We start from the raw sequence: 15,094 nt of genomic DNA, 5'->3' as shown, positions 1-15,094 counted from the left end.
TATGGAAATAGGTAGAGATTTATATTTGTTAGGATGTAATGTGTTAGTCAATGAATCTCTTAGATTACATACAACTTTTAAATTAGGAGGAGTAGTTCCATTATTTGTTGTTCCAAAAACCAAAGAAATATTTATAAAAGCAATAAGGTATTTAAAGAATAAAAATATTGATTTTAGAATAATAGGTGGAGGAGCAAATCTTATTGTAAAGGATGAATATATGGATTTTGTTGTTGTTAGTACGGAATTTTTAACAGGTTATAATATTCAAGATGAATATATTTATTCTGAAGTTGGTATTCCTTTTTCGCGATTATCATATATTGCAATGGAAAATTCGTTATCCGGTTTGGAGTTTGCCTGTGGAATTCCAGGTACTCTGGGTGGAGCATTGTTTATGAATGCGGGAGCATATGGAGGGCAGATTTCAAATATTATTAATGAAGTAGAAGTTTTTGATTTAAAAGAAGAAACAATTAAAAAATTAAATAAAAAAGAGTTGAGTTTTGATTATAGAAAAAGTATATTTCAGGAAAGGAGATATATAGCTTTAAGTGCGAAATTAAAGATGGTTAAAAAAGAAAAACATAAAATCAATGAAAAAATGAAAGATATGTCTATTAAAAGATGGAAAAAGCAGCCTCTCGAATATCCTAGCGCAGGAAGTATATTTAAGAGGCCGCGTTCGGATTTTTATGTTGGAACCACAATTGAAAAACTGGGATTAAAAGGTTATTCAATTGGGGGAGCGCAAATTTCAAAAAAACATGCGGGTTTTATCATAAATAAAGGAAATGCGAAATTTTCGGACGTATTAAACCTTATAAATTATGTAAAGAAAACAGTAAAAAATGAATATAATGTAGAATTAGAAATAGAACCAGAAATATGGGAATAAGGAATGATACTTATTGTAATTTTTTTAATTCTTCCTTAGATAATTTTTTTGATTCTTTTCCCTGTTCTATCCAATCAGGATGTAAAGGCATTGCAATAACTTTTTCAAACATTTGTTTAGCTTTATCATATTTTTTCCATATTTTATATAAAATCCCCAATTCATAGTATGTGTTAACATATCCTGGTTCTATTTCAGCAGCTTTTAATAAATATTTTTCGGATTTTTTGTAATCATTTAATGGCCATGGGACATCTCTATATCTCATTCCAAGAGCAATATATGCAGTATACAATGTTGGGTCAAGTTTTATAGCTTGTTTTATATGAGTATCAAAATCCCCAAGCATAAACAAGCTAGAAACAATTCCCTTATATTGGGCAAGACGACCAATTGCTGCTCCTAAAGCATAATGAGAGTAGCCGATGTTTGGATTTAATTCTACAGCTTTTTTGCCAATTTCAACTGCCTTCTGATAAATTTCTTCTTTTTTATTTTTTTCGACACCCCAATTGGCGTATTCTGTTAATGCGTTACAGTATAAAGCAAGCATTGAAGCATCATTTGTATATGAACTTAATTTTTCTAATAAAATTTTCATTTCAGGAATTTTATGATAACTATTAATAACTTTAAATTCAGAATAAAGTTTTGTAAAACTTTGAGCGAAGATATTTGTGAAAAGGAATAAAAATAGTAAAATAATAATAGTTTTTCTCATCTTATCCCTCCTATTTTGAAATTATTAATACAATTATATCACAAAAATTAAGAAAATGTATCAAGACTTGATTTTTTTTTTAAAATGGTATAGAATTAAATTAGAAATGAAATTAATACAAATTTGAGAGGGTGTGGTTATATGAGTACTGAAGAAAAGATTGAATATATTAGCGAAATATTGAGGGAAAAAAGCATATCTCCATCTTTGCAACGTATACAAATTTATAAATATCTTATGGATAATCAGGTTCATCCAAATGTTGATATGATTTATAAGGCATTGGTAAAAACAATTCCAACATTGTCTAAAACAACAGTATATAACACATTAAAGCTATTTCAATCTAAAGGGTTGGTAAGTGTTATAACTATTGAGGAAAATGAAGCGAGATTTGATATCAATACACATTTACACGGGCATTTTAAATGTATAAGTTGTGGAAAAATTTTTGATTTTGATATTAAAGAAATTTCAATTGATTCAAATCTTGAAGGAGAAAATAAGATTATTGATCAACAATTATATATTAGAGGGTATTGTAAAGAATGTCTCAAAAAAATGGAAGAATAAAAAAATCCTGCTTTGCAGGATTTTTTTATTCTATTTTTGTATTTTGTGATTAAACTGACTATGTTACAAATTTTTGAATTTAAAAAGTTAAGTGTTACTTTTTTGTGTTTTTATGGTATAATAAATAATGAAAATAAAAAATACCTAAGGGGGGTATAGGGGCCGCCGCATTGGTAATCCATGCCGTGCGGCTCTTTTTTATTTTATTTTCTTTTTTTCTTTCTTTTTATTTTAACTTTTGCATTAGGAAATGTTTGTTTCAATTTCTTTTCGATATTGTCTTCATCTTTTTCAACGATTTCAAAATCTATTTCAGCTGTTAATTTATTTGCGTTTATAACTTTAGCATTTAATTTATCTCCAAGTCTATATATCTTTTTAGTTTTTTCTCCAATCAAAACATTTTGTTTTTCATTATATACATAATAATCATCCATTGAAGAAACATGTATAAGTCCCTGTATGAATTTTTCTGGTATTTCAACAAACATACCAAATTTCATTATATTTGTTATATAAACCTCAAAGATTTTACCTAAATGATTTGTTATATATTCAACTTTTTTCATATCAGTCAAATCCCATTCTGCTTCATTAGCAACCCTTTCTCTTTTAGAGCTATGAGAAGCTATTTCTGGAAGTAATTTAGAATATTTTTCAATTTCTTTATTTTTTAGAGTGCCTTTATTTTTTAAATATTTTTTTAATAGCCTATGTACAATTAAATCTGGATATCTTCTTATTGGGGATGTGAAGTGTGTATAATTTTGTGAGGCTAATCCAAAATGTCCAACATTTAAATCAGAATATACTGCTCTTTTTAAAGATCTTACAAGCAGTTTTTGAATGCTTTTTCTTAATGGATGATCCTTTAAGTGTTCCAACATATCCTGCAATAATTTAGGATGTATGTTTTTAGGAAATTTATATCTCAATCCCACTATTTCTAAGTAATTTTTAAGTTGTAATAACATATCAGGGTCAGGTTCTTCGTGAATCCTATAAATAAAAGGTAATCCCTGAGAATCAAATATAGAAGCAATTGTTTCATTAGCTTTTATCATAAATTCTTCTATTATAACTTCTGATATGCCTCTTTCAACAGGAATAATATCTTCGACATTGCCTTTTTCATCAAAAATAAATTTAACCTCTCCACCTTCTATGTCTAAAATAGCCCCTCTTCTTCTTCTGTTTTCTCTTATAATTTCCATTAATTCTTTCATTAATTCCAGGTTTGGTCTTAACCATCCAATTTCTTTTTCAAGTTCAGAGTCAGCATCATTATTTAATATTTTATTCACCTTATTATATGTTAATCTTTTTTTACTATTAATAATGCCATTATATACATCAAAATTAACAACCTCTCCATCTTTATCTATCTCCATTAACAAAGACATAGTCAATCTATCTTCACCTTCAACCAGAGAACAGATCCAATCAGATAGTTCATGGGGTAGCATAGGTATAACTGTATCTATTAAATAAATACTTGTACCTCTTTTAAATGCCTCTTTGTCTAAATTAGATCCTTCTTTTACATAATTTGAAACATCAGCAATGTGAACACCTAATAGATAATTTCCGTTATCTAATTTTTTCACCTGAACAGCATCATCGAAATCTTTTGCATTATCACCGTCAATAGTTACGATTAATTCGTCCCTGAAATCTTTTCTTCCTTTTAAATCTTTTTTCTGAATTGTCTTGGGTATAGATAAAGCTTCTTTCATAACATTTTCAGGAAATACACCAGGTTCTGGCAGATCGTGTTTTATTATTACAATAGGAAGATCAACCTCTGGGTCATTAACATTTCCTATAATTTTAGTTATCTTTACTTCAGGGTTTTTTCTTGTGTATTTTATTATTTTAGCTTCAACTATTTGCCCTGGCTTGGCTTTATTGAAATTTTCAGGTGAAACATAAAAATCTGTATTTATTTTTTGATCAATTGGCAAGACAAAGCCAAATAATTTTTTTTGTTCAAAGATACCAACAATTTTTGTAATATTCCTTTTTAATACTCTTAAAACTTTTCCTTTTGGCAAATCACGCCATGACCCTACTATTTCTATTAATACCAGATCTTTATGCATAGCATCTTTTGTATTTTCTAAAGTGATGGCAATCTCTTCTCCTTTTTTTGTAGTTACAAATGCCATACTTCCACGTCGGGTAAATTCTATAATACCGATTTTCATATTATTTCCAACAATGCAAAACCTATTTTTTGAATTTTTATAGACTTCTCCTTCTTCCTGCAAATCTTTCAATATATTTCGTATTTCTTTTTTTTCATTTTTATTTTTGGCTTTTAATTTATCATATAATTCTTTTTGTAAGAGTGGTTTGTTTTTTATTAGTTTTAAAATTTTGTTTTTTAAATTTTCTTTCATGCTTTCTCCTCCGTATTATCAATAGCACACCTGCGGTGTTACACGCTTACAACGGTTTTTTGGATTAAAAATTGTATTTTTCAAAAATAAAAAACTCTTAAATAGTACGCCGTAATTATTTAACTTGCGGTGGGCTATTGGTTTAAAATTCTTGTTTTCTATCTGAATGAATTTAACTTTTTAGACATAGTAATAATTAGTAAGAATCACTATGAATGCTATCTTTTTCGTAAAATAAGGTTACTTTTGGATCAAACATTAATTTAATAGTACCAACTGGTCCGTTTCTTTGTTTGCCTATAATTAATTCCGATTCATGGGGATGATTTAGTATTAGATTTTCGTTATTTTTATCTTTTTTGTCACTTTCTTTTTTTCGTTTGTAGTAAGCATCTCTATATAAAAACATAACCATATCAGCATCCTGTTCTATAGCGCCAGATTCTCTTAAATCACTTAATCGCGGTCTTTTATCTTCTCTTTGTTCAACAGCACGAGATAATTGTGATAGAGCAACAATAACAACATTTAATTCTCTCGCTAATAGTTTTAATGAACGTGATATTTCTGAAATTTCCTGTTGTCTGCTTTCAGAACCTCTATTTTTAGATGACATTAACTGCAAGTAGTCAATGAAAATAGCTTCAATTCCATATTCTCTTTTCATTCTACGAGCTTTTGCACGTAATGTTCTAGGATCCAATCCGGGTTCATCGTCAACAACAATTTTTGATTGTGAAAGTTTATGTGCGGCATTTACCAATTTGTCCCAATCATCATTGTTTAGCATGCCAGTTCTAACCTTTTGTAAATCGACTTCCGCTTCTGCGCATAAAATTCTTTGAACTAATTGTTCTTTTGACATTTCCAGATTGAACATTGCTATGGGTATTTTATACTTTATAGCAAGGTTACTGGCAACATTCAAAGCAAATGCTGTTTTACCCATGGAAGGTCTTGCAGCAATAATTATTAAATCAGATCTATGAAAACCAGATGTTAATCTATCCAGAGAAATAAAACCGGTAGGTAGTCCAGTAACAAGAGCATTTGGTTCAATAGATGCCCTTTTTTTCAACTCATCTAATTTCTCAAAAACATCATGAACAATATTAGGAACTGAATCATATGTTCTTGTTGCACGAGATTCGGCTATTTCAAATATTTTTTTTTCTGCAAAATCTAAAATTTCCTCAGCTTCACCAATAGTTCTTGTAGCTTCAACAATTTCAGAACTAACACTCACAAGACTTCTAAGAAGTGATTTATCTTTTACAATTTTAGCATAATACAATACATTCGCAGGAGTGGGAACCACTTCTGCTAAATATATAAGTTTATCTTCCCCACCAGCTTTTTCAAGAAGATTAGCATTTCGTAAATTCTCCATAACTGAAATAGCATCAACAGGAAGTCCTCTATCAAATAAATCTTCTATTATTTTAAAAATAATTTGATATTGTTGATTATAAAAATCATTAGATCTAATTTCTTCCAATACATCAGGTAAAACTTGAGGGTCTAAAAATATACTTCCCAATAGAGCTTCTTCTGCTTCTGTATTATGTGGTGGAGTTAATTCTTTATTCAATGTTAATACCTCCTTTTACTATGCATGATATAATTATAATACTTTAATGTAAAAATTCAAAGGATGTGTGGAGGTAAAAAGATGTGGGCAAATATTTTTTTCTTTTTAGGAGTAATCTTTACGCTAAATGGAATATATTTGTTTAATTCTTCTGTAAAAGAAACAAGAAAGGGATACATGAAAAACGAAGATAAAATAAGAAAAAACGATAAACACGCATTAATCTCTCTTGGTGTTGGAATTATTTTTTTTATTATCACTTCACTATTTTAACATATTTTTATTTCTATAATAATAAAATTTAGATATAATTCATCCGGCGGTCGCGGCACCCGCCTTAACAAAACAAGGAGGTGTTATAATAATGAAAACTAAAAACATGGTATTAGCAGGTGTTGTAGCAGCATTATATGTAGCATTAACGGTTTTATTACAGCCCATTAGCTATGGACCGATGCAGGTTAGGGTTTCAGAAGCATTAACGGTTTTGCCGTTTTTGAATCCAGTATTTATTCCAGCATTATATATCGGCGCTATGCTGGCTAATGTGTTTGGAGGATTTGGTGCTATTGATATCTTTTTAGGTAGTGCGTTAACATTATTTGCAGCATATTTAACTTATAAAATGCCAAATAAATATTTAGCTCCTTTACCTCCTGTTATAGTTAATGCTTTTGGAGTTTCAGCATATGTTGCTCCTCTTGCCAATGTTCCATATTGGCCCACGGTATTTTGGATTGGTATTGGCGAATTTATTGCCTGCTATCTTTTAGGATTGCCGCTTCTAATATTATTAGAAAAAAGAAATATATTAATAAAAAAATGACAGTAGCTCCCTAATGGGAGCTACTGCTTTATTCAAACGGAGTATGACGGCGTATTATGCCATTCCTAAGTAAGCTTTTTGCACATTTTCATCTTTTAATAATAAATCAGAATCATTTTCAAGAATTATTTTACCCGTTTCTAATACATAGCCATAATGAGATATTTTTAATGCTTGTGCAGCATTTTGTTCAACAAGTAAAATAGTGCCGCTATTTTCATTGATTATCCTGATAATATCAAAAACTTCCGATACCAACACTGGTGCAAGTCCTAAAGATGGTTCATCCATCATTATTAAATCTGGTCTGCTCATTAATGCCCTGCTAATAGCGAGCATTTGTTGTTCCCCACCAGATAATGTTCCGCCGAGTTGTTTTAATCTTTCTTTTAGTCTTGGAAAAAGGTTATAAACCCAATGTAAATCCCTTTCAATTTCCTCCTTATCAGTTCTATTGAAAGCACCCATCATTAAATTTTCATATACAGTAAGGTTTGGAAAAATACGCCTACCTTCTGGAACCAAAGCGATACCCATTCTATTAATTTCATGAGGAGATTTTCCAGCTATATTATTATTTTTATATAATATTTCACCTTCCTTAGGTTTAACCATTCCAGCAATTGAAGAAAGGGTGGAAGTTTTGCCTGCTCCGTTTGCTCCAATTAAAGTTACAATTTTTCCTTTTGGAACTTTTATATTTATTCCTTTTACAGCATGAATGGCTCCATAATAAATATTAAGATTTTTTATTTCAAGAACAATTTCATTCTGCTTTTGCATTCTTCCACTCCTCTCCAAGATAAGCCTCGATAACTTTTGGATTGTTTTGTATATCTTTTGGCTCTCCTTCAGCTATAATAGCTCCATAATCCAGAACCAAAATTCTTTCACATATTCCCATTACAACTTTCATATCATGTTCTATCAATAATATTGAAAGGTTGAAATCATCTCTGATTTGACGTATAAAATGCATTAATTCTTCAGATTCCTGAGGATTCATCCCTGCAGCAGGTTCGTCTAATAACAATACTTTTGGATGTGTTGCTAAAGCCCTTGCGATTTCTAATTTTCTTTGTAATCCATATGGTAAAGAAGAAGCTTTTTCTTCTGCTAAGTCTAATAATCCAACTTTTTCTAAAAGCAATAATCCTTCTTTAATCATATCTTTTTCTTTATGTATATATCCAACTTTAGTTAAAGCCTTAATAAACCATAAAAAAGAACTTCCTTTCATTTTTTTTCCGTGTTTTTTGAGAATTTTATCCACATCAGTATTTGATAACATATGATGTTGAGCAACTATAACATTTTCTAAAACAGTCATGTCTTGAAAAAGTCTGATGTTTTGAAACGTTCGTGCAATTCCAAGATGAGTAATTTCATGAGGTTTAAATGGTGTGATATCTATTCCATCAAATATTACTTTTCCTTTTGTTGGTATATATATGCCAGTAATAACATTAAATGCAGTTGTTTTCCCAGCTCCGTTAGGGCCTATTAAACCAAGCAATTCACCTTCATATAATTGATTATGAAAGTCATTAACAGCAATAAGTCCCCCAAATTGCATGGTAATATGGTTCATTTCAAGAATTTTTTTCATTCAACATCACCTTCTTTTTTCATATATAACTCAACTATAGAAGTTTTTTTAACCTTTATTCCAAATAATTTTAAAAATTTTTCCCATGAAAATTCTGCTCTTCCCATAATACCTTTTTGCCAAAAAATCATAATAAATATAAATATAGCAGATATGACTAACATTCTCATTCCAGGAATACCTGGAACATGAACGCCAAATATATCAAAAGGTTCTTCTAAAGAACGTAAATATTCAAACATTAAAGCAAAAACTCCAGCTCCTATGATAGACCCTGTTATACTTCCTAATCCTCCAAGCACTACCATAATCAAAACATAAAATGTTAACAATGGTCCAAAAGTTGTAATTCTTGGATCGATAGTTGTCAACCAGTGAGCATATAATGCTCCAGAAATTCCAGCAAAAAATGCACCAAAAACAAAAGACATAAGTTCATGGCTAAATACATTAATTCCCATTGATTCTGCTGCAATTGAATCTTCTCTTATAGCTATTAAAGCCCTTCCATAAGAACTTTTAATTAAACTTATTATAGCTATTAAGGTAATTAATAACCAACCCCATGACCAATAAAGATTAGTGTAATTTGGAAGTCCTTTTAATCCTAAAGGACCATTTGTTACGCTTATTAAATTATTGGCTAAAACTCTTGCTATTTCTGCAAATCCTAAACTTGCAATTGCTAAATAATCTCCGGATAATTTTAATGTTGGCCATCCAATTAAAAATGCAAAAATTGCAGCAACAACACCACCGGCCAGTGTAGCTATAAGAAAATTAGCATGTAAATTTAATAGCCATGGCTGAATGGGTACTATAATATACGAAATTTCTTTTTGAAAAGGTTCTAAAGTAAGTAATGCAGATGTATATGCGCCCAATAATACAAAACCGGCATGTCCTAAAGAAAAAATACCCGTAATACCATTTATTAAATTTAAACTTACTGCCATAATAGCATATATAGGTATAAGTGTGAGAATTCTTAGAGTATAATCGCTAAAATTTCCTTGTGCATAATATAAGAAAAGACTAAATAATATAACGAATATAAGGGTTAAAGTGTAATTTAATTTTTTCATGCTATCACACCTTTACTACGGACTTTTTCCCCAATAGTCCATCTGGTTTTATTAATAAAATAACAATAAGAATAATAAAAGCAAAAGCATCTCTATATCCAGCTGCACTCGGCATTAAAGCAACAAGAAAGATTTCTAATAATCCTAATAGAAATCCTCCCACAACAGCGCCAGGAATAGATCCTATACCTCCTAAAACGGCAGCGATAAAGGCTTTTAATCCTGGCATGAATCCCATATACGGCTGAACATTAGGATATCTCATTGCCCACATGATTCCTCCAGCTGCTGCCATAGCTGAACCGAGTGCGAAAGTAAATCCTATAACCATATCTACATTAATTCCCATTAAAGAGGTTGTAGGAATATCTGAAGAAATAGCCCTCATAGCCATACCAATCTTTGTTCTATAAACTATCCAGAATAAAAGCAAGAATAATAAAGCAGTTATAAAAAATACCATAAAAGTTAATACGGGAATTCTTGCACCACCAATATTCCAGGTTTTATCCAAAATCCATCTGTTTTTTTCATTAAAAACAGATGTAAATGATTTTGGAACTGCCCCAAAAACAACAACGGCAAAACTTTCTAAAAAGAAACTCATACCAATGGCTGTTATTAAAGCAGAAATTCTTGGGGCATTTCTTAAAGGCTTATATGCAATTCTATCAATTAAAAATCCTAAAATTGAAGCGCCAATGACCCCAATTATAACAGCAAGCCATAATGGTGCTCCAGCAAGTGAAGCATAAAGAGCAAAATAAACCCCCATCATCATAATATCTCCATGAGCGAAATTTATCAATCGTAATATACCATAAACCATGGTATATCCAACTGCTAAAAGAGCATATAATCCACCAAACATTATTCCATTAAACAAATTTTGAAGAAAAATAGAACCACTCAATGCCGACACCTCCGTTTTTAAAAAATCCCCGGAAATTCCGGGGATTTATTTTATTTATATATTATTCAGCCGCAGGATTTACAGTTGTAACATATGTAAATTCTCCATTTTTAACCATATCAATAACAACAGATTTTTCTGCATCCCCGTTTTTGTTTATTGTTATCATACCAGTGGCACCTTCAAAATTTTTAACCTGCCTGATAGCTTTTGCTATAGCTTTTGGATCAGGTTTTCCAGCCATTTCTATAGCTTTTCTTAATACTAAATATGCATCAAACCCTAATGCGTGCATTGCGCCAGGTTCAGAACCAAATTTTTCTCTGAATTTTTCAACAAAAACCTTTGTCATTTCAGTTGCTGCACCTTTTGGATGGAAATGGGTTGTATAATATAAACCTTCTACAGCTTCCCCACCAATTTTTATTAATTCAGGAGCTTCTGCACCATCTCCAGCTAAAATAGGACCTTTGAAACCCAACATTCTTGCCTGTCTTGAAAATAAAGAGATTTCTGGATAATAACCTGTGATGTATAAAACATCAGGATTCTTGTTAATAGCATCTGTCAATTGAGCACTGAACTCTTGATCACCAGTTTTGAAAAATTCGATAAAGTAATTTCCGCCCAATTCTTGGAATTTCTTTTTAAAGAAATTTGCCAATCCCACACTATAATCCTGTTCAACATCGATAAATACAGCGGCTTTTTTTGCGTTTAAATTTTTAAATGCAAAAATTGCAGCAGCTGCACCCTGATAAGGATCAATAAAACATACACGTGAAACATATTTTTTTCTGTTAGTAACCAATGGGTTTGTTGAAGAAGAAGTTAACATAGGAATTTTCTTTCTTTCTGCAACAGCACCACCAGCCAAAGAATGAGCGCTTGCAACTTCACCGATAATAGCAACAACCTTTTCTTTATCGATAACCCTACTTACAGCATTTGCAGCTTCTGTCTTTTCTGATCTATTATCTACCAATACAAGATCAATTTTTTCTCCTAATACTTCTGGATACATTTCATGAGCTAATTTAATACCCTGCCAGCTCATTTCACCAAAAGCTGCAATTCCTCCGGTCATTGGTAATACCACACCAATTTTGATATTTGCATACAATACCATTGAAAGAACTAAAACCATTGCCACTAAAAATTTCTTCATAGAATCCCTCCCTATTCAAATGTATTAAACGTAAAAACTTGTTTATATTTTACTATATTTTAATATACTTGTCAAGTATGAAAGAAATTTCATTTCTTATATTAACATAAGAAATAAATTATTAACTTTACGAACTATTATATATATATTAAACTTATATATATGAAGAATAAAGAATTTGATGCATAAAAATAAAAAAGCCCGTACGGGCTTTTTTAAAAGAAAATTTTTGCCATTTCATAAATTCTGGAGTCAATTTCTTTATTGTTTAATAAATCCTGTGAAAAAGGTACACTCGATATTTCAAAACCTTTTAGAGATAGTGCAATATTGACTTTTCCTTTTTTGATGTATTCAATGGCCTTTGTTGAAAACATTGTTGCGATCAACCTATCAAAAGATACAGGTGTTCCACCTCTTTGCATATAACCCAGATTAACATTTCGACATTCAACTCCCTCAATAGTGTCTTTAATATATCTTGAAACTATTTCAGAAGGAGTACTTTCAGGTAATTTTTCTTTAATAAGTTTTAATCTTTCAGATAGAGGACATTTTTCCTGAACTACAACAATGGAGAATTTTTTGCCTTCTTCATATCTTTTTCTTATATTTTCAATTAATTTATCAGGATTAAATTTAATTTCAGGAATTAATATATAATCAGCTCCGCCGGTTAAACCTCCTAATGTAGCCAGCCAACCAGCTTCATCACCACCAACTTCAACAACAATAACTCTATGACCGGCGCTGGCTGTAGAATGAAGAGAATCAAGAGTTTTTGTTACTGTTTCTAAAGCTGTAAAAAAGCCTATACTGAAATCGGTCCATGGTAGATCATTATCTATTGTTGCAGGAATTATAATTGAAGGCATACCTTCATCCGATAATTTTATGGCTATTTCTGTACCAGTATGTCCGCTCATTATTATAAAAGCAGTAATCTGATATTTTTCAAAATTTTCTTTTAATTTCAATAGATCGTCAGGATTTTTTGTAGGATCAAATTTAGAAGAGCCTAAAATAGTTCCACCACGTTCCAGTATTCCTGATACATGTTCTTTTGTCATTACAAATACTCTATCTTCTAAAAAACCCTTAAAACCGTCATATACTCCTAAAACTTCAATATCTTCCATAGCGGATTTTCTAACTAAAGCTCTAATTGCACTATTCAAACCAGGACAATCTCCACCAACATTTAAAACGGCAATTCTTTTCATATTAATCCTCCTTTACCCGAAGATTTTTATTAATATTGGAATAACAACAATTGATATTATAGACATAAGTTTTATTAATATGTTTATTGCTGGTCCGGCAGTGTCTTTAAAAGGATCACCGACAGTATCTCCTATAACAGCAGCTTTATGAGCAAATGTACCTTTTCCGCCATAGTTGCCTTCTTCTATATATTTTTTTGCATTGTCCCATGCACCACCAGAATTTGCCATAAATATTGCAAGCATCACACCTGAAACTGTTGTTCCCACAAGCATGCCTGCAACAGCTTCTTTACCCAGGATAAAAAATATTAAAATGGGCATAAAAACGGCAAGTAATGAAGGTAAAACCATTTTTCTCAAAGCACCTTTAGTAGCAATTGAAACACAGGCAGAATAATCAGGATCAGCTTTTCCTTCCATTAGACCGACAATTTCTTTAAATTGGCGTCTTACTTCCTGAACCATTATTTCTGCAGCATCTCCAACCGCTTTCATAGCCATTGAAGAAAATAAAAATGGTAGCATACCACCAATTAAAGCCCCTATGAATACTTGTGATTTTGATAAATCGATGATGTTTAAGTTAGTAACTTTTGTATATGAAGCAAACAAAGCCAGTGCAGTTAAAGCAGCAGAGCCTATAGCAAAACCTTTTCCTATAGCTGCAGTAGTATTACCGACAGCATCTAATTGGTCTGTTCTATCTCTAACATATGAATCAAGTTCGGCCATTTGAGCAATACCGCCAGCATTATCTGCAATGGGCCCATAGGCATCAATTGCCAGAGTAATACCGAGAGTAGCCAGCATTCCAACACCAGCTAAGGCTATTCCGAATAGTCCAAGTAAATTATATGAAATTATAGTTGCAAAAGATATTAATATAACAGGAATAGCTGTAGATTCCATGCCAATAGCCATACCGCTTATCAATAAAGGTGCAGCGCCACTAACCGCACTTTTAGCAAGCTGTTTAACAGGTTTTTTTGCAGTATAATATTCAGTAACGTTACCAATAATCATTCCAACAATCATTCCTAAAAAAATAACAAAAAATGGATTTATAGTTTTAAGATAAATTAATGATAAAAATAATACTCCTATAAGCGTTAATCCATTTGCAATATATGTACCGAAATGTAACGCTTTTGAAGGATTAACATTTTCTTTGTTTTTCAAACTTAAATTAAAAATTATTATACCGATAATAGCTGATAATATACCAATAGATACAACTAAAAAAGGGAAAACAGATCCTTTTTCATTAAATAAAATGATACCAAGTGCAGAAGCAGAAAATATGGATCCAACAAATGATTCATATAAATCTGCGCCCATACCTGCGACGTCTCCAACATTATCTCCAACATTATCAGCAATTACAGCAGGATTTCTCGGATCATCTTCCGGGATTCCAGCTTCAGTTTTTCCAACTAAATCTGCACCGACATCAGCAGCTTTGGTAAAAATTCCTCCTCCAACTCTTGCAAATAATGCAACTAATGATGCCCCCATAGCATATCCACTCATAGCAATTGTATCGCCATCTGTCAAATAATAGATTAACCCCAGACCAAATAATCCGAGCGAAGCTACAGTCATTCCCATTACTGCTCCACCATTAAAAGCTATTTTTAAGCCTTTACTCAAAGATTCAATAGCACCTTGAGCGGTTCTAGTATTGGTTTTTGTTGCAATACTCATGCCAAAAAAACCTGCAGCAACGGATAATGTTGCTCCCAAAAAGAACGATAAAGCCATTATCCAATTATTTGCAAATCCAAGCAATAGGAAAATAAGCAATACAATAATATAAAGAATTTTATATTCTGAAATTAAAAATGCCTTCGCTCCAGTTTGAATAGCTCCTGATATTTTTTGCATTTTTTCATTTCCTGGAGAGTTTTCCAATACTTTAAAAGTTAGAAAGACAGTAAAAATAATTCCAATCAGGCCAAAGATAATGCCACTTAAGTTTATAATGTCCATTAAAATCCTCCCTTCTTTGCGAATCTAAACAATTCGCTATTTTTTTATATGGTTATTATATCATAAATTTCTAATATTAAAGCAAGAACTTTT

14 protein-coding genes are annotated in these 15,094 nt (G+C 31.2%); 4 read left to right on the top strand and 10 right to left on the bottom strand.

Going from position 1 to position 15,094, the window contains the following annotated elements:
• Position 1: 1 nt before the first annotated feature.
• A complete protein-coding gene (gene murB / locus XO12_RS03725) occupies positions 2-898 on the top strand; it encodes a UDP-N-acetylmuramate dehydrogenase (protein ID WP_175419688.1) in 897 nt (298 codons plus the stop codon).
• Positions 899-908: 10 nt separating this feature from the next.
• On the opposite strand, the gene XO12_RS03720 is transcribed toward murB, so the two are convergent.
• A complete protein-coding gene (locus tag XO12_RS03720; protein WP_175419687.1) occupies positions 909-1,619 on the bottom strand; it encodes a tetratricopeptide repeat protein in 711 nt (236 codons plus the stop codon).
• 141 nt (positions 1,620-1,760) lie between these two features.
• On the opposite strand from XO12_RS03720, the gene XO12_RS03715 reads away from it, so the two are divergent.
• Positions 1,761-2,192 carry a Fur family transcriptional regulator gene (locus tag XO12_RS03715; RefSeq protein ID WP_047265206.1) on the top strand — a complete coding sequence of 144 codons (432 nt, stop codon included), beginning with the start codon at positions 1,761-1,763 and terminating at the stop codon, positions 2,190-2,192.
• 203 nt (positions 2,193-2,395) lie between these two features.
• On the opposite strand, the gene rnr is transcribed toward XO12_RS03715, so the two are convergent.
• Entirely contained in the window at positions 2,396-4,594 is a 2,199-nt protein-coding gene (gene rnr / locus XO12_RS03710) for a ribonuclease R (protein WP_175419686.1), read from the bottom strand.
• A 196-nt stretch (positions 4,595-4,790) separates the two neighbouring features.
• The gene (gene dnaB, locus XO12_RS03705; protein ID WP_047268556.1) at positions 4,791-6,185 is read right to left on the bottom strand and encodes a replicative DNA helicase; all 1,395 of its coding nucleotides are present in this window, start codon (positions 6,183-6,185) and stop codon (positions 4,791-4,793) included.
• Between the two features lie 81 nt (positions 6,186-6,266).
• Between dnaB and XO12_RS03700 the strand changes: the two genes are divergently transcribed.
• Positions 6,267-6,458 carry a hypothetical protein gene (locus XO12_RS03700; RefSeq protein ID WP_047266897.1) on the top strand — a complete coding sequence of 64 codons (192 nt, stop codon included), beginning with the start codon at positions 6,267-6,269 and terminating at the stop codon, positions 6,456-6,458.
• A gap of 91 nt (positions 6,459-6,549) precedes the next feature.
• Complete coding sequence (locus XO12_RS03695) at positions 6,550-7,011, top strand: QueT transporter family protein (RefSeq protein WP_175419685.1); 462 nt, start codon at positions 6,550-6,552, stop codon at positions 7,009-7,011.
• Positions 7,012-7,065: 54 nt separating this feature from the next.
• Here the strand turns inward: XO12_RS03695 and XO12_RS03690 are convergent, their stop codons facing one another.
• The 7 genes from XO12_RS03690 to XO12_RS03660 form a co-directional block, all read right to left on the bottom strand.
• Positions 7,066-7,794: an ABC transporter ATP-binding protein gene (locus tag XO12_RS03690; protein ID WP_175419684.1), complete on the bottom strand. Its 729-nt coding sequence runs from the start codon at positions 7,792-7,794 to the stop codon at positions 7,066-7,068.
• Positions 7,778-8,620, bottom strand: a complete 843-nt coding sequence (locus XO12_RS03685; RefSeq protein WP_047268560.1) for an ABC transporter ATP-binding protein — start codon at positions 8,618-8,620, stop codon at positions 7,778-7,780. Before XO12_RS03685 ends, XO12_RS03690 begins: the two co-directional genes overlap by 17 nt.
• A complete protein-coding gene (locus XO12_RS03680) occupies positions 8,617-9,705 on the bottom strand; it encodes a branched-chain amino acid ABC transporter permease (protein ID WP_175419683.1) in 1,089 nt (362 codons plus the stop codon). Before XO12_RS03680 ends, XO12_RS03685 begins: the two co-directional genes overlap by 4 nt.
• A gap of 4 nt (positions 9,706-9,709) precedes the next feature.
• On the bottom strand, positions 9,710-10,618 hold the full coding sequence (locus tag XO12_RS03675) for a branched-chain amino acid ABC transporter permease (RefSeq protein ID WP_084822743.1): 909 nt from the start codon (positions 10,616-10,618) through the stop codon (positions 9,710-9,712).
• A gap of 61 nt (positions 10,619-10,679) precedes the next feature.
• Positions 10,680-11,786 (bottom strand): ABC transporter substrate-binding protein, encoded by a 1,107-nt coding sequence (locus XO12_RS03670; RefSeq protein WP_047266902.1) that lies wholly within the window; start codon positions 11,784-11,786, stop codon positions 10,680-10,682.
• Positions 11,787-12,001: 215 nt separating this feature from the next.
• Positions 12,002-13,009, bottom strand: coding sequence for a 6-phosphofructokinase (locus XO12_RS03665; RefSeq protein ID WP_047266903.1), 1,008 nt, complete (start codon positions 13,007-13,009; stop codon positions 12,002-12,004).
• A gap of 12 nt (positions 13,010-13,021) precedes the next feature.
• Entirely contained in the window at positions 13,022-15,001 is a 1,980-nt protein-coding gene (locus XO12_RS03660; protein ID WP_047266904.1) for a sodium-translocating pyrophosphatase, read from the bottom strand.
• Positions 15,002-15,094 lie beyond the last annotated feature (93 nt).

This window comes from Marinitoga sp. 1154 (genome assembly GCF_013363285.1).
Classification (GTDB): domain Bacteria; phylum Thermotogota; class Thermotogae; order Petrotogales; family Petrotogaceae; genus Marinitoga.
This window is presented reverse-complemented; position numbering and strand designations above follow the sequence as displayed.

What these genes read in the sequence shown, in the direction of transcription:
- murB (WP_175419688.1), top strand. Translation starts at nt 2, where the DNA reads ATGGAAATAGGTAGAGATTTATATTTGTTAGGATGTAATGTGTTAGTC.
- XO12_RS03720 (WP_175419687.1), bottom strand. Translation starts at nt 1,619, where the DNA reads ATGAGAAAAACTATTATTATTTTACTATTTTTATTCCTTTTCACAAAT.
- XO12_RS03715 (WP_047265206.1), top strand. Translation starts at nt 1,761, where the DNA reads ATGAGTACTGAAGAAAAGATTGAATATATTAGCGAAATATTGAGGGAA.
- rnr (WP_175419686.1), bottom strand. Translation starts at nt 4,594, where the DNA reads ATGAAAGAAAATTTAAAAAACAAAATTTTAAAACTAATAAAAAACAAA.
- XO12_RS03700 (WP_047266897.1), top strand. Translation starts at nt 6,267, where the DNA reads ATGTGGGCAAATATTTTTTTCTTTTTAGGAGTAATCTTTACGCTAAAT.
- XO12_RS03695 (WP_175419685.1), top strand. Translation starts at nt 6,550, where the DNA reads ATGAAAACTAAAAACATGGTATTAGCAGGTGTTGTAGCAGCATTATAT.
- XO12_RS03690 (WP_175419684.1), bottom strand. Translation starts at nt 7,794, where the DNA reads ATGCAAAAGCAGAATGAAATTGTTCTTGAAATAAAAAATCTTAATATT.
- XO12_RS03685 (WP_047268560.1), bottom strand. Translation starts at nt 8,620, where the DNA reads ATGAAAAAAATTCTTGAAATGAACCATATTACCATGCAATTTGGGGGA.
- XO12_RS03680 (WP_175419683.1), bottom strand. Translation starts at nt 9,705, where the DNA reads ATGAAAAAATTAAATTACACTTTAACCCTTATATTCGTTATATTATTT.
- XO12_RS03670 (WP_047266902.1), bottom strand. Translation starts at nt 11,786, where the DNA reads ATGAAGAAATTTTTAGTGGCAATGGTTTTAGTTCTTTCAATGGTATTG.
- XO12_RS03665 (WP_047266903.1), bottom strand. Translation starts at nt 13,009, where the DNA reads ATGAAAAGAATTGCCGTTTTAAATGTTGGTGGAGATTGTCCTGGTTTG.
- XO12_RS03660 (WP_047266904.1), bottom strand. Translation starts at nt 15,001, where the DNA reads ATGGACATTATAAACTTAAGTGGCATTATCTTTGGCCTGATTGGAATT.